This is a genomic window from Streptomyces sp. NPDC056734 (assembly GCF_042790455.1).
Taxonomy (GTDB): Bacteria; Actinomycetota; Actinomycetes; order Streptomycetales; family Streptomycetaceae; genus Streptomyces.
The window spans coordinates 30782-47820 of record NZ_JBHTZD010000024.1 but is presented as its reverse complement, the minus strand read 5'-3'; the positions used below and the strand labels follow the sequence as shown (position 1 = coordinate 47820).

Genomic DNA, 17039 nt, shown 5'->3' with positions numbered 1-17039 from the left:
CGATGACCGCGCCCTCGCAGCCCTCCCCCTCGCAACCTTCCCCCTCGCTGCCGGAGGCCAGGGCCCTGCTCGCCGAGTTCCCCGTGGTGGACGGTCACAACGACCTCCCCTGGGCGCTGCGCGCGCAGGTCCGCTACGACCTCGCGGCCCGGGACATCGCCGCCGACCAGTCGGCCCACCTGCACACCGACCTGCCCCGGCTGCGCGCGGGCGGGGTCGGCGCCCAGTACTGGTCGGTGTACGTCCGCGCGGACCTGCCCGACCCGGTGCCCGCGACGCTGGAACAGATCGACTGCGTACGGCAGTTGCTGGCCCGCTACCCCGAGGACCTGGCCCCCGCGCTGACGGCGGCGGACATGGAGGCGGCCCGGCGCGAGGGCCGTATCGCCTCCCTGATGGGCGCGGAGGGCGGCCACTCGATCGCGTGCTCGCTGGCGACGCTGCGCGGCCTGTACGCCCTGGGCGTCCGCTATATGACCCTCACCCACAATGACAATGTCCCCTGGGCGGACTCCGCGACGGACGAGCCGGGGGTGGGCGGCCTGTCCGCCTTCGGCCGTGAGGTCGTACGGGAGATGAACCGCACCGGCATGCTGGTGGACCTCTCCCATGTGGCCGCGACGACCATGCGGGACGCGCTGGACACCTCCGAGGCGCCGGTGATCTTCTCGCACTCCTCGGCGCGCGCGGTGTGCGACCACCCGCGCAACATCCCCGACGACATCCTCGAACGCCTCCCGGTGAACGGCGGGATGGCGATGGTGACCTTCGTCCCGAAGTTCGTCCTCCAGGCGGCCGTGGACTGGACGGCGGCGGCCGACGACAACATGCGCGCCCACGGCTTCCACCCCCTGGACGGCACGGCCGAGGCGATGAAGGTCCAGCGCGCGTACGAGACGGCCCACCCGCGCCCGGTCGCCACGGCGGCCACCGTCGCGGACCACCTCGACCACATGCGCGAGGTGGCGGGCATCGACCACCTGGGCATCGGCGGCGACTACGACGGCACCCCCTTCACCCCCGACGGCCTCACCGACGTCTCCGGCTACCCCCACCTGATCGCGGAACTCCTGGACCGCGGCTGGTCCCGCCCCGACCTGGCCAAGCTCACCTGGCAGAACGCGGTACGGGTACTGGGCGCGGCGGAGGACGTGGCCCGGGACGCGCAGACCCGCCGGGGCCCGTCGAACGCGACGCTGGAGTCCCTGGACACGCCCGCACCGGCGGACGCCTGAGGTACACCCGACCTGCGTAGTCCGTGGGGCGTAATCCGTAGTACGTACGCACCACGTACTACGCACCACGTACTACGGATTACGGGCTACGGGCTACGGGCTTACGGCAGGTTCCGCGCCATCACGATCCGCTGCACCTGATTCGTGCCCTCGTAGATCTGTGTGATCTTCGCGTCCCGCATCATCCGCTCCACCGGGTAGTCGCGGGTGTAGCCGTAGCCGCCGAGGAGCTGGACGGCGTCCGTGGTGACCTCCATGGCGACGTCGGAGGCGAAGCACTTGGCCGCCGCGCCCTGGAAGGTGAGGTCGGCGTCGCCGCGCTGGGACTTGGCCGCCGCCGCGTAGGTCAGCTGGCGGGCGGCCTCGATCTTCATGGCCATGTCGGCGAGCATGAACTGGATGCCCTGGAAGTCGCCGATCGGCTTGCCGAACTGCTTGCGCTCCCTGACGTAGCCCTTGGCGTAGTCGAGGGCGCCCTGGGCGATGCCGAGGGCCTGCGCGGCGATGGTGATGCGGGTGTGGTCCAGGGTCTTCATCGCGGTGGCGAAACCGGTGCCCTCGGCGCCGATCATGCGGTCCGCCGGGATACGGACGTTGTCGAGATAGACCTCGCGGGTCGGGGAGCCCTTGATGCCGAGCTTCTTCTCGGGGGCGCCGAAGGAGACACCGGCGTCCGACTTCTCCACGACGAAGGCGGAGATGCCCTTGGAGCGCTTCTCCGGGTCGGTCACGGCCATCACGGTGTAGTACTCGGAGACGCCCGCGTTGGTGATCCAGCGCTTCACGCCGTTGAGGACGTAGTGGTCCCCGTCGCGTACCGCCTTCGTCTTCATCCCGGCCGCGTCCGAGCCCGCGTCCGGCTCGGACAGGCAGTACGAGAACATCCCGTCGCCCTTGGCCAGCGGGGTCATGTACCGCTTCTTCAGCGACTCGGAGCCGGACAGGATCACCGGCAGCGAGCCCAGCTTGTTGACGGCGGGGATCAGGGACGAGGACGCACAGACCCGGGCCACCTCCTCGATCACGATGACCGTCGCCAGCGCGTCGGCGCCCGCGCCCCCGTACTCCTCCGGTACGTGCACCGCGTGCAGGTCGTTCGCCGTCAGGGCGTCCAGCGCCTCTTGCGGGAAGCGCGCCTCCTCGTCCACCACGGCGGCGTACGGCGCGATCTTCGCCTCGGCCAGCGCGCGGACGGCGTCGCGGAGCATGTCGTGCTCCTCCAACGGTCGGTACAGGTCGAATTCAGCCGATCCGGCCACGGTGTCTCACGCTCCAAAGACGGGGTGAAGCTGATGCTAATTACCGTTAAGTAACTCGAATTTTAGAGGCCGGTCCGGCCGACGGGTACGTGAGCTAGGCGACAGCGGCAAAGTGCCCGTTGAAGCGGGGTGCGTACCCCCGACTATGCTCGGGCACCGCGCCCCGCGACGCATGTTCGACGAAGTTCCGGCTTCGCTCCCGTCTTCTCCGTCTTCCCCCGTCCTCCCCGTCCTCTGGAGTACCGCATGGCCCTGAAGATCACCGTGATCGGCACCGGCTACCTCGGCGCGACCCACGCCGCGGCCATGGCGGAGCTGGGCTTCGAGGTGCTCGGCCTGGACGTGGTCCCCGAGAAGATCGAGATGCTGCGCGCGGGCCGGGTCCCGATGTACGAGCCGGGCCTCGAAGAACTGCTGCGCAAGCATGTGGCCGGGATCGAGGGCGCCACCGGACGGCTCCGCTTCACCACCGACTACGCGGAGGCCGCCGCGTTCGGCGACGTCCACTTCGTCTGTGTGAACACCCCGCAGAAGCACGGCGAGTACGCCTGCGACATGAGCTACGTCGACGCCGCCTTCGCCTCGCTCGCCCCCCACCTCACCGGCCCAGCCCTGGTCGTCGGCAAGTCCACCGTGCCCGTCGGCTCCGCCGACCGTCTCGCCGCCTACCTCGCCGCCCACGCGCCCGCCGGGCAGGACGCCGAACTGGCCTGGAACCCGGAGTTCCTGCGCGAGGGCTACGCCGTCAACGACACCCTGCGCCCCGACCGGATCGTGGCCGGAGTGCGCAGCGAGCGCGCCGAGAAACTGCTGCGCGAGGTGTACGCGGGCCCGATCGCCGAGAACACCCCCTTCGTGGTCACCGACTTCCCGACCGCCGAACTGGTGAAGACCGCCGCGAACTCCTTCCTCGCCACCAAGATCTCCTTCATCAACGCCATGGCCGAGGTCTGCGAGGCCGCCGACGGCGATGTGCTCCGGCTCGCCGAGGCCATCGGGTACGACGACCGGATCGGCGCCAAGTTCCTGCGGGCCGGTATCGGCTTCGGCGGCGGCTGTCTGCCCAAGGACATCCGGGCCTTCATGGCGCGCGCCGGGGAACTGGGCGCCGACCAGGCGCTGACCTTCCTGCGCGAGATCGACTCGATCAACATGCGCCGCCGCGGCCAGATGGTGGAGATGACCCGCGAGGCCCTCGGCGGCGGCTCCTTCCTGGGCCGCCGGGTCGCCGTCCTCGGCGCCGCGTTCAAGCCCGACTCCGACGACGTACGCGACTCCCCGGCCCTGAACGTCGCCGGGCAGATCCATCTCCAGGGCGGCCAGGTCACGGTGTACGACCCGAAGGGCATGGCCAACGCCAAGCGGCTGTTCCCGACCCTGGCCTACGCCGACACCGCGACGGAGGCGGTACGCGGCGCCCATGTCGTCCTGCATCTGACCGAGTGGCGGGAGTTCCGCGAGCTGGACCCGGCCGCGCTCGGCGAGGCCGCCGAGTCCCGGGTGATCCTGGACGGCCGTAATGCCCTGGACCCGGAGCGCTGGCGCCGGGCGGGCTGGACGTACCGCGCGATGGGCCGCCCGACCGCCTGAGCGGTTGACGGGAGCGACGCCGGTTCGGCCGAGGCTCAGTCGGCCGAACCGGCGCACGGTCGCATTCTGCACCACGGGGGTCGGCGCCGGACAGCGAACGCGTGGTGGATCACGCCTTCTTGGACGCCGGCCCGGCTGCTCCCTCGGCCACTCCCACGGACGCCCTGCGGGCCGCCCCGTTGGACGCCCCGGTGGCCCGGTGGATCACGCCCCCTTGGCCCGGTACCGGCGCATCTTCGCGCGCGCTCCGCACACCTGCATCGAGCACCAGCGGCCCCGTCCGGCCGGGCTGCGGTCGTAGTACGCCCAGTGGCATCGCGGCAGCTCGCACGCCTTGAGCCGGAGCCAGGTGCCCGCCGTGACCGCCTCCGCGACGGCCGCCGCGACCCGCGACAGCAGTGGCCCCGCGTCCACGGGGGCCAGCCGCGCCGACCCGTCCCGCTCGTCGACCGCCACATACAGCGGGGCCCGCGCCAGCAGTACGCCCAGGGGGGTCACCGCGCGGTGCGGCGGGTGCCCGGCATGGGCGAGACAGGCCGCGCGCAGCGACTCGCGCAGTACGGCCACGTCGGCGAGGTCGCGCTCGGCGATCCCGAAGGGCGCACGTCCCTCAGGAGTGTCGAGAGCGTCCCGGCCCGACTCCAGATCCAGAGTGTTGACGAGCGCCTCGACCAGTTCCAGGCCACCGGGCGCGGGAGATCGGTCGTTCACGCTTGCGAGGTTACCTGTACTCGGGCATGATGCGGTAACGGCCGCGGTTACCGCATGATGGCCATTGCAGGTAACTCCACGCAAACAGCCCTCTTGCAGGTAACTCCGCTCACACTCCCTGGGAGGAAAATCATGGCTCTCGCGACACTGGGTGAAGTGGTCCTGGACTGCCGCGACCGGCACGCCCTCGCCGCCTTCTACCTCGAGGTGCTCGGCGGAACGCTGAACGACGAGGACGACTGGCTGGAACTGCGCCTGCCGGACGGCCAGACCCTGGCGTTCCAGGAGACGCCGGACCATGTGGCCCCCGAGTGGCCGTCGGGCGACCGCTCCCAGCAGTTCCACCTGGACCTGATGGTCCCGGACCTCGACACGGCGGAAACGGCAGTCCTGGCCCTGGGCGCCAAGCCACTGGACACGGCGCCAGGACGCAACTGGCGGGTGTACGCGGACCCGGCGGGGCATCCGTTCTGTCTGTGCCGCGCCTGAGACGTCGGGCTCAGGTGGACGGCGTGACCGGGGCCCGCAGGCCGAGCCACTGCTCGGCGTCCCAGGCATGGAACCGCTCCACCTCGGTGAACCCCAGCTTCGCCGCGAGGCGCATCGAGCCGACGTTGGCGGTCTGGGTGGCCAGCACCACCGGCTCGCCGGGAAGGACGCCGTCGAGCCAGTCGAGCGCCGCCGAGCACGCCTCGGCGGCGTACCCGAATCCCCAGGCGCGCGGCAGGAACAGATAGCCGAGATCGGCCTTCCCGGCGGCGGCCGGGCGATGCCGCTGTGCGGCTCTCCTGAGCAGGATCTGGCCGATCATCGCCCCGTCGAGTTCGACGACGAAACACCCGGGCCACCGCCCGGGCACCGCAGGCATCTCGCGCTCAAGCTCGTCACGCGACCGGGGACCACCGAGGTAGGTGTGCACCTCCGGCGACGCCAGCAACTCGACGAACACCGCACGGTCCCGGGCCTCGGCCTCACGCAGCACCAGCCGCTCGGTCCTGATCGGAGCGGGCGGCCAGGCGACGGGTCCGAGGTCGGTCATACCGGCCAGCCAATCAGCGGGGTCGACGGCGATCAAGACGCGCGGGCCGGATCAAGACGCGCGGGCCGATCAGGGCATCGGCCCGGGGGCCCGCACTCACCAGCGGGGCCGGGGCCTGTATCCACGCTCAGATCGGCTCGACGGCGATGCGAAGGTGGCACAGTCGGCGCAGGTCATCGGCGTCGCTCGTGACGACTGTGACGTCGCCGTGTTCCACATGAGCCGTAGCCGCGAGCATCGCATCGATGGCGTACTTGTGGCCGTGCAGGCTTTTGGCGGCGAGCAGTCTGCTGGCCGCACGTGCGATCTCCTCGGTGACGGGGCGCACCTTGGTCAGGGAAACGGCATGGTCGAACGCCGCCTGGGGCACCTTCGGGTCGCGTGCCTCCACCAGCGTGGCCGCACTCGTCACGACGAGCAGGTCCAGGCTGCGGGCGATATCCAGCCAGACGGTCATGTCGCGGTGTCGGCGGGAGAGCTTGGAGAGGGCCTCGCTATCCAGAACGAGAGTCCCGCTCATGCAGCGTCCGCTGGAGCGGACTTGCCGCGGTGGGCAGCGTGGTGGGCGCGGATGCGCTCGGCCCTGGCCGACACCTCGGCCGGGTCGACAGGGCCGTGCTCCGCCTCAGCGGCGGCGATGTACTCGTCGATGGCCTCGCGCTGGAGCTGCCGCTGTACGGCCTCCTCGATATAGGACGAGACGTTCTGTTTGCCGGCGCGTGCGCGAATCGCCTCCAAGGTCTCGGCGCGCAGAGAAACGCTGGTGACTCGGGTCTTGCCAGGACGGGGCTTATCCATAGAGGAAGTGTAGTACACAGCCTATTAACTCGCTGGCGCTTCGAGCGTGGGTGCTCTCGTGACCGGTGGCTACCGGCGGTCGGCGACCAGCTCACTGAGGCGGTCGCCGATCACGGAGACGCCCGGACGGGGCTGATGCTCGTAGTACCAGGGCTTCCGTCGGCGTAGCAGGCTCTCGCCGTGTTCGCTCCAGGTGAATCCGGGCTTCTTCAGGAGCTTTTGGAACACCACGTCCGTTGTCTCCGGGTGGGCGGCGGCCAGTCGGCGGATCGGCAGTGGCGCGATCGACTCCTCACGCAGGTACGTGCGCAACAGGTCCTGATGCTGTCTGCGGCCCGCGAGGGCCGGGTCCGTGAAGAGGTCTCGCAGCATTCCGTAGTCCGCGTAGAAGTTGAGCCCGTCGACCTCGTCGTAGATGACGCCGATGGTGTGCGAGTCCGCGAGTTCTTGAGGCAGTTCGAAGAGGGGCAGGTCCAGGCGAGGGAGCCGCCTTCCCCGGGCACGGTCGGAAGGTGCGGCGGCGGCGGCGGTCTCCTGGCGGTGGCGGTAGTAGGCGTTGATACGGTCCTCGGCCTCGGCAGGCGGCAGGACCAGTTCGTCGCCGCCGCAGAACTCGACGAACGCGGCCCGGTCCTCCCGCATCCGCTGCCACCCCTGTTCGATCTTCACCGGGTTGCGGAAGACCAGTTCGGGCCGGCTGGTCGCCAGGTGGAGAGCGGCCCGGGCGATCTCGGTGGCGCTGGACCTGGGGTAGCTCGACATCGCCCCGGACACCAGCCACGCCCCGCCGGTCGAGTGGACCGGTACCAGGCAGGTGTGGAGGAAGCTCCCCTTGGACACCCCGCGGAACGCCGCCCGCCCGGCATTGGAGTACGTGCGGTACTCCAGGTCGTCGACCAGGTTCAGCAGGACGACGGCATCACCTTCCTTGCGCCGGACCTCGAAGATGCCCTCGACCGGGTCACGCCAGCCGAGCAGCATCTCCCGGTCGACCGCGGTCAGGTCCTTCCGTCCGGCGACGAACCGGTCCACCACGGTCGAGCCGTCCGGCAGGCGGTACCGCAGGATGAAGTGGTCGGTGATCCGGATCGCCTCGCCCTCGTCCAACTGCCGCTCAGGCCCTGCGGCCTCCAGCAGGAGGGGCGTCAGCCACCGGTCGAAGCGGGCGCTCTGCGCGAAGGCGACCAGCTGCCCCTTCAACTCGGCGCTGCGCTCGATGAGATCGGTCAGCGACGGTCGACCGGCGCCCTGATGCGTGCCCATGGGGGCCACGGTAGCGGCCCCCATCGCGACGCCGGGCGTGGCTTCCTCGCCCGGCTCCGCCGGCGATCACCTGCCGTGGCGGCCGTTCCGGAGCGGGTCAGTCGCCGGTGACCGTCACCTTCTCGTCGTTCTTCAGCTCATCCACCAGCGTCTTCACCTTCTCCGTGTCCCACTGGAGGTTGCCGTTGGCCGAGTTGCCCGCCAGTGGCATGTTCATCGAGGTGCCGTCGCCGCCGCTGACGCCCTTCATCGCCCAGAACATGCCGGCCAGGTCGTACAGGCCCATGTCCTTGTCGACGGTCAGGGCGTCCAGGCCCGCGCCCAGGGTCGGGTAGAGCGCGAAGGGGTTGAGGACCGTGCCCGGCGTGGCCACCTGATTGGCGAGGGCGGACAGGAACGCCTGCTGGTTCTTGGTGCGGTCCAGGTCGGAACCGGCGAGCGCGTACCGGGTACGGACGAAGGCGAGAGCCTCCTCGCCGTTCAGGGTCTGCGTGCCCTTCTTGAGGTCCGCCCCGGAATTCGTGTCCTTGATGTCCTGCGGGATGTCCATCTCGACGCCGCCGACCGCGTCCACGATGTTCGCGAAGCCCGCGAAGCCGATCTCCACGTAGTGGTCGATCCGCAGCCCCGTGTTGAACTCGACGGTCCGCACCAGCAGCTCCGGGCCGTCCTCCGCGTACGCCGCGTTCAGCTTCACCTCGCGGCCGGTGCCCTCGTACGTCTTGCCGGACTCCGAGCCGACGAAGGTCGGGATCTCGACGTTCGAGTCACGGGGGAGGGAGACGAGGGTGGAGCCGTTGCTGCCGGTGTGCAGGATCATCATCGAGTCCGTGCGCTTGCCCTCCGTGGACCCGGTGTTCAGTTCCTTCTGCTCCTCGGCCGTCATGCCCTCACGGCTGTCGGACCCGACGATCAGATAGTTCGTGCCCTCGCCCTCCTCCGGGCGGTCGATCACCTTCGACAGATCGACCTCGCGGTTGAGCTTGGAGTCGGCCCAGAAGTAGGTGGCCACCGACGTGACGACCAGCACCGTCACCACGGTGATCGCGGTCACCTTGATCCGGCGCCGCCAGTTCGGCGCGGGGCGCGGCCCGCCCGCCCCGGGGCCGCCGTGGCCGCCGGACCCGCGGCCACCGGGATTGCCGCCGTACACCTGGCCGGTGTTGTAGCCACTGTCATAGGAGTCGCCGCTTTGGCCCGGCCCGCTCCCGTACGACGGCTGCCGCGGGACTCCGTCGTACGGCGGATGCGGGGGCTGCTGCGGGGGAACGGGCGGCCGGCCACCGGGACCGGACGGCCCGCGGCGCACCTGGCGCATCACCTGCGCGCCCTCCGGCTGCGCGCTCGCGCTGCCGCCGCCGTAGCGGTTGCCGCGGCCTGCGCCGCCGCGGTTGTCGCTGCCGCGGTTGTCGTCCGACGATCCCTGGGGCCAGTCATTCATGGGCCTTAGTGTGCAGTGCGCGACTATGCGCCCCACAAGGTTCACAGGAAAATCGGAGCGGGGCTGTTGCGAACCTGACACAAACGCCCTGATAAGTCCCCGATAAGTCCCTGACGAGTTCCCTGATACGTCCCTGATGAGTCCCTGATCTGTTCCCCGCCTAGGCTGGTCGGTATGACAGAGCGAGCCGGGTCCTCCGGCCTCCCCGGCAAGGCGACGTCCGCGTCCCGGACCACGCTCAGCACGATCATGGGCCACAACGACACGAATCTGCTGGGGACCGTCCACGGCGGCGTGATCATGAAGCTGGTGGACGACGCGGCGGGCGCGGTCGCCGGGCGGCACAGCGGCGGGCCCGCCGTCACGGCGTCCATGGACGAGATGGCGTTCCTGGAGCCGGTCCGGGTGGGCGACCTCGTCCATGTGAAGGCCCAGGTCAACTGGACCGGGCGGACCTCCATGGAGGTCGGCGTCCGGGTCCTCGCCGAGCGCTGGAACGAGTCGACGCCCGCGACGCAGGTCGGCTCCGCGTACCTCGTCTTCGCGGCGGTCGACGCCGACGGGCGCCCCCGCCCCGTCCCTCCCGTCATCACCGAGACGGAACGCGACAAACGGCGCTACCAGGAGGCCCAGATCCGCCGCACCCACCGCCTGGCCCGCCGCCGCGCGATCATGGAGCTACGGGAGAGGCGGGCGGCGGAGGGCATCGAGGACTGACGCGGAGCTGCGGGCGCGGTGAGTGATACGCCGGTACCCGCACGCTAGCCGCACCCCACCTCATCCCCCCGTACCACCCCGTCGGCAGACCCCGCCGGCTCCGTCGCCCGCACCTCGCGCACCGACCGGAAATCCGACCCCACCGTCACCTTCAGCACCGGCCCCTGGCCCTTCACCTCCCGCAGCTCGCTGCCCGGGAGCGCTGCCGCGAGGGACTTCGCCGAGCGGTCCCAGCGCGGGTCGTAGGAGACGACCGTGCGCTCGGCCCCCGGCCGCTCCGCGTTCGTCGGCTGCCGGGTGGTCCGGAACCCCTCCGCCGCCAGCGCCGTGTCCACCCGCTTCCCCAGACCCGCACTCTCCGTGCCGTTCTCGACCTGGACCTGGATCTGGCCCGGCGGCACCGGCACCCGCACCGGTTCCCGCGCGGGCGCCGGCGTCCCCGTGCGCCCCGACAGCGGCTGGTCCTCGCGCAGGGCCCGGAAGAGCTGCTCCGAGCGCACCGGGTCCCACTTCAGCGTGGAACCGATGCCCTTGACGACGTACCCCATCTGCCCGATCGGGACGGTCGTGAACTCCGAGGAGGACGGGGAGAAGTTGCGCATCGCCCGGCCGAGGTCGAGCAACTCGTCCGTGCCGAAGCCCTTGTCCGCCCGCACCGACCCGAGGACCGCCCGCGTCACGTCCCGGAACTTCATCGGGTTCAGCAGCACCCCCGACGACGTGGCCCGCTCCAGCAGCGCCGCCAGGAACCGCTGCTGCCGCTGCATCCGCCCCAGGTCCGACCCCCCGTCGACATGCCGGGCGCGGACGAACTGGAGCGCCTGGCCGCCGCTCATCCGATGGCGTCCGGCGGGGAGGTTCAGCCCCGTGTACGTGTCCTTCACCGGCTCGGCCGTGCAGATCTCGACGCCGCCCAGCACATCCACCGTCTTCATGAAGCTGGTGAAGTCGACCTCCAGATAGTGGTCGATCTTCACCTTCGTCAGCGCCTCCACCGTACGGACCGTCAGCTGCGGCCCGCCCTCCGCGTACGCCGCGTTCAGCTTGATGGGATGGGCGCCGTGCCGCTTGCCCGTCGTGGCGTCGGTGTGCGCGGGCAGTTCGGCGTACGAGTCGCGCGGCAGGCTCACCACACTGGCCCGCTCCCGGTCCTCCGAGATGTGCACCATCATGATCGTGTCGGTGCAGTGGCAGGGCGCGCCGCCCAGCCGGTACGCCCGCCGCTCGGCCTCGGAGATCTTGTCCCGGCCGTCGGTGCCGACCAGCAGGACATTCATGCCGTGCCCGGCGCGCGGCCGGTTCTTCATGTCCTTGAACGGGTCGACGCGCGCGATGTCCGCGTCCAGGCCGCTCATCACCGCGTGCCCGATCCCGGCCGACGCCAGCACCACCACCGACAGCGTGGTCACCGCCCGCATGGCCCAGCGCGGGCGGCGACGTGGCCGTTCCGCCGGACGGCCGGTACGTGAGCGGCCCTGTGCGGGACGGGGTGGGCGGCGGCGCGGACCGGCGGGCGACCGGGGTGGCGTGCTGGACATGGGGGGACACCTCCGGCGGAGCCTGGGCGAGCGGCCTGCCGGGATGCAGACCCCGGCCGTGAGCACGGTAGGCCCATACGATCTGCGACCTGGCGCCAGCGCACCCGGCGGCGCGCGAGCGTGTCCCCCGTTCGCGGTAACGTGAGCACCGATGAACGCCAACTCCGAGATGCAGCTCCCCGCCGTTTCCGTGATCATGCCCGTCCTCAACGAGGAGCGGCATCTGCGCGGAGCCGTCCACGCGATCCTCGCGCAGGAGTACGCCGGTGAGATGGAGGTCGTGATCGCCCTCGGCCCCTCCACCGACCGCACGGACGAGATCGCCGCCGCCCTGGTCGCCGAGGACCCCCGCGTCCACACCGTGCCCAACCCGACCGGGCGTACCCCCGCCGCGCTCAACGCCGCCATCAAGGCGTCCCGGCACCCGATCGTGGTCCGCGTCGACGGCCACGGCATCCTCTCCCCGAACTACATCGCCACCGCCGTACGGCTCCTCGCGGAGACCGGCGCGCAGAACGTCGGCGGCATCATGCACGCCGAGGGCGAGAACGACTGGGAGCACGCCGTCGCCGCCGCGATGACCTCGAAGATCGGCGTCGGCAACGCCGCGTTCCACACGGGCGGCGCGGCCGGTGCCGCCGAGACCGTCTACCTCGGGGTGTTCCGGCGCGAGGCGCTGGAGCGGCAGGGCGGTTACAACGAGGAGTTCATCCGCGCCCAGGACTGGGAGCTGAACTTCCGCATCCGCGAGGCCGGCGGCCTGATCTGGTTCTCGCCGGAGCTGAAGGTGTCGTACCGCCCGCGTCCGAGCGTGCGCGCCCTCGCCAAGCAGTACAAGGACTACGGACGTTGGCGGCATGTCGTCGCCCGGTACCACGCCGGCTCCATCAATCTGCGCTATCTCGCCCCGCCGGTGGCGGTGTGCGCCATCGCGGCGGGCCTGGTGGTGGGGGTGGCGCTGACGCCGTGGGGGCTGGTGATCCCGGGCGGGTATCTCGCGGCGATCGCCGCCGGGTCGCTGCCCGCGGGCAAGGGGCTGCCGCTCAGGGCCCGCCTCCAGATCCCGCTCGCCCTCGCCACCATGCACATGTCGTGGGGCTTCGGCTTTCTGACCAGCCCGAAGTCCCTGGCCAGGAAGGTCATCGCGTCCCGCCGCCCGGCGGTGCTCAGCGCGAGCTGAACACCACGGAGGGGGCGCGGGCTCACCGGATGCGGCTCGGGTCCACCGGGTGTCGTCAGCGTTCACCGGGTGTCGTCAGCGTTCACCAGGTGCAGTTCGGGTTCACCAGGTGTAGTTCGGGTTGACCTCCATGCACGCCGTGTCGTCCGCGCCGTTGAGCGGGTTCGCGGACTCGGGCATGGTGTCGTCGGCCTCCGGCGCCCGGTACTCCGTACCCTCACGCCAGTCCGCGCCCACGACCAGGGTCACCCCCGTGACGTCCGTGGTCTGCTGCACCGCGTCCGCCGGGACGCCCAGCGCCGCCGCCACCCGGTGCGCGTCGCCCTCCAGATCGGTGCTCGGGTAGCGCACCACGGTCCGCTCCTCGCTCAGCGCGGACGACTGATCGGCGAACGCGTCGCCGAAGCCCCGCTCCACCAGCAGAGCGGCCACCGCACTCGCCCGCCCGCTCGCCGGTCCGAGCACCTCGGTGCGGGTGCCGTTCTGCACCTGTACGGCGATCTCGGCGTCGTCGGCCGCAGGATCGGTGGGCGCCGGGGGCTCCTCGGCAGGTCCCTTCGGCGCGTCCTTGCCGTCCAGCGCGATGTCCTCGCGCACCAGCCGGAACACCTGCTCGGCGTCCTCGGTCGGCTCGACCCGCGCGCCCACGTACCGGTTGGGCATCGTCGTCATCGTGATCCGCTCCGGCTCGACCTTGCGCAACTCGTTGCTGAGGTCGTACAGCTTCTTGACGGTGTCCAGGCCCTCGTCGACGGTGAGCGCCCGCGTCGCCTCCTCGACCAGCCGGCGCAGCTTGTTGGGGCTGCTGAGGGTGGCGTTGGCGCGCAGCTCGCGGACCATCGAGTTCATGTACATGTGCTGCGCCTTCGCGCGGGCCAGATCGCTGCCGTCCTCGAAGCCGTAGCGGGTGCGCAGCCATTGCAGGGCCTGCTCGCCCTGGATCGAGGTGGTGCCTTCCGCCAGCTTCAGCCCGGAGCCCTTGCCGTCGCTGCTGCGGGAGTGGATGTTGGCGTCCACGCACACCGGCACCCCGCCGATCGCGTCGGCCATGCTCACCACACCCGCGAAGTCGACCATGATGAAGTGGTCGATCCGGATGCCGGTCAGCTCCTCCCAGGTCGCCACCGCACACCCCGGACCGCCGTGGCTCAGGCTCTGATTGGTCATCACCCGGCCGTCGCTCGCCGGGTACACCGTGCCGTCGTCGGGGTCCGTGCACTGGGGGATCTGCACCAGGGTGTCCCGGGGCATGCTGATCACCGACATGTTGGTGCGGTCCGCCGACAGATGGATCAGCATCTGCACATCCGCGAGCGGCGCCGAGCCGAACGTCTCCTTCGCGCCGCCCAGCGCCTGGTTCTCCGCGGTGTCCCGGGCGTCGGAGCCGATGAGCAGGATGTTCAGCGGGGTCTGCCCGGCGGCGTTCGGGGTGGGCGCGGCGACCGCGCTGTCACCGAGGTTGAGATGGTCCTTCTTGAGGTTGTCGTTGAGCCGCTCGTAGTACAGACAACCGGCCCCGGCCACACCGAGCACGACGACGGCGAGCCCACCGGCGACCCACCGCAGAACCCGGCGACGGCGTGGGCGAGGGCGAGGGCGACGCGGGGCTACGTCTCTGTCGGCGCCGTTGCCTATGTCCGGGTCGGCGTCCAAGTCCCGGTCGGTTTCCCGGTTGGTCTCCGGGTCGGTTTCCGGGTCGATGTCCGGCGGTCCGTCGGCGCCCCGGACGGGCGTGAGCGTCCCCTCACCCTGTCCCCCTCGCTCCTTTCGCCCCCCTCGCACACGTTGCTGCGTCATTGTGTCCGTCCTCCCCACCCCTGCGCGGTACGGGGATCAGTGACCCGCGGAGCAGGTCTGCACCAGAACAGATGTGATCTTTTCCAGCAGGTCCCGGGCGGGCAACCCTTGCCTGCGTGACCTGTGTCACCAGCGGTAAGGCGCGTACACCTCCATGCACGGGCTGTCGTCGGAGCCGTTGATGGCGTCGGCGCTGTCGGGGAGGTCCCCGGCCTTCGGCGCCTGCCGCTTCGGGTACGCCGTACCGTCCCGCCAGTCGGAACCCACCACGAGCGTGACCCCCGAGACCTCGGCGGACCGCCGCACCGAACTCAGCGGAATCCCCAGGGAGGTGGCGACCCGCTGGGCATCGCCCGCCAACTCGGCGCTCGGGTACGAGACCTCCGTACGCTCCTGGGCGAGCGACCCCGACGGATCGGCGACCGCCAGGGTGAACCCCGCGCCGACGAGCTGCTCGGTGATCGCCCCGGCCCGCCCGGGGACGGCCGCCTCGGCGTCGGTGCGGGTGCCGTTGCGCACCTGTACGGCGATCTCGGCGTCCGGCGCGGACGGGTCGGTGGCAGCCTTTTCGCTGGCCTCGTCTGCCGGGACCTTCGACGACCCCGACTTCTTGCCATTGGCGTCGAAGGGGATGTCGTCGCGGAGCATCGCCCACAGCTGCTCGGCGTCGGCGCCGTCGGGGACGACATGGTTCTCGTCCTGCGGGTCCTGGACGTTCGGCATGGTCGTCACGGTGATGCGGTCCGTCGGGACGGTCTTGAGCTGCATCCCGAGGTCGTACAGCTTCTTGACCGAGCCGATCTCCTCGGAGACCGTCAGCGAGTCGGTGGCCGACTCCGCCAGGCCCATCAGCCGACCGGTGTCGCTGAACACGCTCTGCTGCTTCAGGGTGCGGATCATCGAGTTCAGATACATGTGCTGGGCGCGGGCGCGCAGCAGATCACTGCCCCAGGCGTGCCGGGTACGCAGCCACTGGAGCGCCTGTTCGCCCTGCACCTTCTGCTTCCCCTTCCGCAGCTTCAGCCCGGAGCCGCCGGACATGCCGGGCAGCGGCCGGTCCCATACGTTCTGCTGGACGCAGACCTCGACGCCGCCGATGGCGTCCGCCATGCTCACCACGCCGGCGAAGTCGATCGTCATCCAGTGGTCGACATAGACGCCGGTGAGGTTCTCCCAGGTGGCGAGCGTGCAGCCGGCGCCGCCGCGGCCCAGGGACTCGTTGATGATGGCGTTGGTCGCGGGGTAGGTCTCGCCGCTCTCGGGGTCCTTGCACTCCGGTATGTCGACCCGGGTGTCGCGCGGGATGGTCACCACGGACGCGTTCCGGCGGTCGGCGGAGAGATGGATCAGCATCTGCACATCGCCGAGCGGGGGACTGTCCCGGTGGTCGCGGCTGCCGCCCAGCGCCACGTTCGCGTCGGAGGCGCGGCTGTCGGAGCCGATGAGCAGGATGTTCAGCGGGGTCTGCCCGGCGGCGTTCGGCGCGGTGCGCTCCGCCTTGGAATCACCGCTGCTGCGCTCGCCCTTCTCCAGATTGCCGTTGAGGTGCTGGTAGTAGAGGTATCCGGCACCGGCCGTCCCGAGGATCACCACGGCGAGCGTGCCGGCGGACCAGCGCAGCAGCCGCCCCGACCCGGCACGGCCGCGCCGCGTGCGCGTCCCAGGGGCACCGCGTGAGCCCCGTGAGCCCCGTGGGCCGCGTCGGCCCCGTGAGCCGCGCGTGGTCAGCGGCATCGTGTCATCGACCGCGGGCGTATCCCCCCGCACACTGCTCCCGCTCAACTCCCCGCCCCTCCCCGCCCCTCGAACCCACTCCACTCCCACTCCACCGACACCGATCGGCTACCTGTCAGACCCTTGAGCCCACGCAGTGGTTGGCCACACCACGGTAAAAATCCCACGCGGAGCTGACGGAGGGGCGTACGGGCACCGGGGAAGCCCCGGCCGGACACCGGCTGGCCCTCCCCGAAACCGCAGGTGAGCGACGCCGTCGGGGGCGGGATCGCCGGGTGCGGGGGAGGGGCGGCGGGGCGAAAGTGGGTGCGGGGGCTGGGCTGGGAGATGGGTGCCCACCGACGGGTGGGCGAGGGACGGTCGCGGGAGGTGGGCGCCGGTGGGCGGGAGGGATAGGTGCGGTGAGGTGGGCGCCGGTGGGCGGGAGGGATAGGTGCGGTGAGGTGGGTGCCGGTGGGCGGGGGTGGGATCGGCGCGGGAGGTGGGTGACGCTGGACGGGAACGACGAGTGCGGGAGGCGAGACAGTGGCCGGGTGCCGGGTGCCGGGTGCCGGGCCGGGCACGCGAGTGCCCGAGTGCCCGAGTGACGGTCACGGAGAACGCCGCCCGACCCCAACCCCCCAGGGGCGCGGGGAACTGCGCGACCAGCCCCCACCCACCCGCACCGGACGACGAAGCTACCCCACCCGCACCGGACGACGAAGCTACCCCACCCGCACCGGACGACGAAGCTACCC

General features: G+C 70.9%; 15 protein-coding genes. 5 read left to right on the top strand and 10 right to left on the bottom strand.

The genetic code is table 11. The features are described from left to right. Positions 1 to 2 precede the first annotated feature (2 nt). Positions 3 to 1235, top strand: coding sequence for a dipeptidase (locus ACFRFC_RS30725; RefSeq protein ID WP_382691880.1), 1233 nt, complete (start codon positions 3 to 5; stop codon positions 1233 to 1235). A gap of 101 nt (positions 1236 to 1336) precedes the next feature. On the opposite strand, the gene ACFRFC_RS30720 is transcribed toward ACFRFC_RS30725, so the two are convergent. Next, complete coding sequence (locus tag ACFRFC_RS30720) at positions 1337 to 2494, bottom strand: acyl-CoA dehydrogenase (protein WP_382691879.1); 1158 nt, start codon at positions 2492 to 2494, stop codon at positions 1337 to 1339. Between the two features lie 246 nt (positions 2495 to 2740). On the opposite strand from ACFRFC_RS30720, the gene ACFRFC_RS30715 reads away from it, so the two are divergent. Further along, a complete protein-coding gene (locus ACFRFC_RS30715; RefSeq protein ID WP_382691878.1) occupies positions 2741 to 4084 on the top strand; it encodes a UDP-glucose dehydrogenase family protein in 1344 nt (447 codons plus the stop codon). A 204-nt stretch (positions 4085 to 4288) separates the two neighbouring features. Here the strand turns inward: ACFRFC_RS30715 and ACFRFC_RS30710 are convergent, their stop codons facing one another. Continuing rightward, entirely contained in the window at positions 4289 to 4795 is a 507-nt protein-coding gene (locus ACFRFC_RS30710; RefSeq protein WP_382691877.1) for a CGNR zinc finger domain-containing protein, read from the bottom strand. Between the two features lie 132 nt (positions 4796 to 4927). Here ACFRFC_RS30710 and ACFRFC_RS30705 point away from each other — a divergent pair, with 132 nt between their 5' ends. Next, positions 4928 to 5284 carry a VOC family protein gene (locus ACFRFC_RS30705; protein WP_382691876.1) on the top strand — a complete coding sequence of 119 codons (357 nt, stop codon included), beginning with the start codon at positions 4928 to 4930 and terminating at the stop codon, positions 5282 to 5284. Between the two features lie 10 nt (positions 5285 to 5294). On the opposite strand, the gene ACFRFC_RS30700 is transcribed toward ACFRFC_RS30705, so the two are convergent. The 5 genes from ACFRFC_RS30700 to ACFRFC_RS30680 all read right to left on the bottom strand — a co-directional run bounded on the left by ACFRFC_RS30700 (position 5295) and on the right by ACFRFC_RS30680 (position 9336). Continuing rightward, positions 5295 to 5834 (bottom strand): GNAT family N-acetyltransferase, encoded by a 540-nt coding sequence (locus ACFRFC_RS30700; RefSeq protein WP_382691875.1) that lies wholly within the window; start codon positions 5832 to 5834, stop codon positions 5295 to 5297. A gap of 127 nt (positions 5835 to 5961) precedes the next feature. Next, positions 5962 to 6354, bottom strand: a complete 393-nt coding sequence (locus tag ACFRFC_RS30695) for a DNA-binding protein (protein ID WP_382691874.1) — start codon at positions 6352 to 6354, stop codon at positions 5962 to 5964. Then, positions 6351 to 6632 carry a hypothetical protein gene (locus ACFRFC_RS30690; RefSeq protein WP_382691873.1) on the bottom strand — a complete coding sequence of 94 codons (282 nt, stop codon included), beginning with the start codon at positions 6630 to 6632 and terminating at the stop codon, positions 6351 to 6353. Before ACFRFC_RS30690 ends, ACFRFC_RS30695 begins: the two co-directional genes overlap by 4 nt. A 69-nt stretch (positions 6633 to 6701) precedes the next feature. Then, positions 6702 to 7895: a hypothetical protein gene (locus ACFRFC_RS30685; protein WP_382691872.1), complete on the bottom strand. Its 1194-nt coding sequence runs from the start codon at positions 7893 to 7895 to the stop codon at positions 6702 to 6704. Positions 7896 to 7992: 97 nt separating this feature from the next. After that, the gene (locus ACFRFC_RS30680; protein ID WP_382691871.1) at positions 7993 to 9336 is read right to left on the bottom strand and encodes an LCP family protein; all 1344 of its coding nucleotides are present in this window, start codon (positions 9334 to 9336) and stop codon (positions 7993 to 7995) included. Positions 9337 to 9510: 174 nt separating this feature from the next. On the opposite strand from ACFRFC_RS30680, the gene ACFRFC_RS30675 reads away from it, so the two are divergent. Continuing rightward, positions 9511 to 10053 carry an acyl-CoA thioesterase gene (locus tag ACFRFC_RS30675; protein WP_382691870.1) on the top strand — a complete coding sequence of 181 codons (543 nt, stop codon included), beginning with the start codon at positions 9511 to 9513 and terminating at the stop codon, positions 10051 to 10053. Positions 10054 to 10097: 44 nt separating this feature from the next. Here the strand turns inward: ACFRFC_RS30675 and ACFRFC_RS30670 are convergent, their stop codons facing one another. Beyond that, positions 10098 to 11591, bottom strand: a complete 1494-nt coding sequence (locus tag ACFRFC_RS30670) for an LCP family protein (protein WP_382691869.1) — start codon at positions 11589 to 11591, stop codon at positions 10098 to 10100. Positions 11592 to 11742: 151 nt separating this feature from the next. Here ACFRFC_RS30670 and ACFRFC_RS30665 point away from each other — a divergent pair, with 151 nt between their 5' ends. Next, positions 11743 to 12771, top strand: a complete 1029-nt coding sequence (locus tag ACFRFC_RS30665; RefSeq protein WP_382691868.1) for a glycosyltransferase family 2 protein — start codon at positions 11743 to 11745, stop codon at positions 12769 to 12771. A gap of 102 nt (positions 12772 to 12873) precedes the next feature. On the opposite strand, the gene ACFRFC_RS30660 is transcribed toward ACFRFC_RS30665, so the two are convergent. Together ACFRFC_RS30660 and ACFRFC_RS30655 are read right to left on the bottom strand one after the other, a co-directional pair. After that, positions 12874 to 14568, bottom strand: a complete 1695-nt coding sequence (locus tag ACFRFC_RS30660) for an LCP family protein (protein WP_382691867.1) — start codon at positions 14566 to 14568, stop codon at positions 12874 to 12876. 126 nt (positions 14569 to 14694) lie between these two features. After that, positions 14695 to 16302 (bottom strand): LCP family protein, encoded by a 1608-nt coding sequence (locus ACFRFC_RS30655; protein WP_382691866.1) that lies wholly within the window; start codon positions 16300 to 16302, stop codon positions 14695 to 14697. Positions 16303 to 17039: the final 737 nt, after the last annotated feature.

Excerpts from the sequence above, each read along its gene's own strand:
- ACFRFC_RS30695 (WP_382691874.1), bottom strand. The coding sequence starts at position 6,354 with ATGAGCGGGACTCTCGTTCTGGATAGCGAGGCCCTCTCCAAGCTCTCC.
- ACFRFC_RS30665 (WP_382691868.1), top strand. The coding sequence starts at position 11,743 with ATGAACGCCAACTCCGAGATGCAGCTCCCCGCCGTTTCCGTGATCATG.
- ACFRFC_RS30725 (WP_382691880.1), top strand. The coding sequence starts at position 3 with ATGACCGCGCCCTCGCAGCCCTCCCCCTCGCAACCTTCCCCCTCGCTG.
- ACFRFC_RS30670 (WP_382691869.1), bottom strand. The coding sequence starts at position 11,591 with ATGTCCAGCACGCCACCCCGGTCGCCCGCCGGTCCGCGCCGCCGCCCA.
- ACFRFC_RS30705 (WP_382691876.1), top strand. The coding sequence starts at position 4,928 with ATGGCTCTCGCGACACTGGGTGAAGTGGTCCTGGACTGCCGCGACCGG.
- ACFRFC_RS30680 (WP_382691871.1), bottom strand. The coding sequence starts at position 9,336 with ATGAATGACTGGCCCCAGGGATCGTCGGACGACAACCGCGGCAGCGAC.
- ACFRFC_RS30685 (WP_382691872.1), bottom strand. The coding sequence starts at position 7,895 with ATGGGCACGCATCAGGGCGCCGGTCGACCGTCGCTGACCGATCTCATC.
- ACFRFC_RS30655 (WP_382691866.1), bottom strand. The coding sequence starts at position 16,302 with ATGCCGCTGACCACGCGCGGCTCACGGGGCCGACGCGGCCCACGGGGC.
- ACFRFC_RS30660 (WP_382691867.1), bottom strand. The coding sequence starts at position 14,568 with ATGACGCAGCAACGTGTGCGAGGGGGGCGAAAGGAGCGAGGGGGACAG.
- ACFRFC_RS30675 (WP_382691870.1), top strand. The coding sequence starts at position 9,511 with ATGACAGAGCGAGCCGGGTCCTCCGGCCTCCCCGGCAAGGCGACGTCC.
- ACFRFC_RS30715 (WP_382691878.1), top strand. The coding sequence starts at position 2,741 with ATGGCCCTGAAGATCACCGTGATCGGCACCGGCTACCTCGGCGCGACC.
- ACFRFC_RS30690 (WP_382691873.1), bottom strand. The coding sequence starts at position 6,632 with ATGGATAAGCCCCGTCCTGGCAAGACCCGAGTCACCAGCGTTTCTCTG.
- ACFRFC_RS30700 (WP_382691875.1), bottom strand. The coding sequence starts at position 5,834 with ATGACCGACCTCGGACCCGTCGCCTGGCCGCCCGCTCCGATCAGGACC.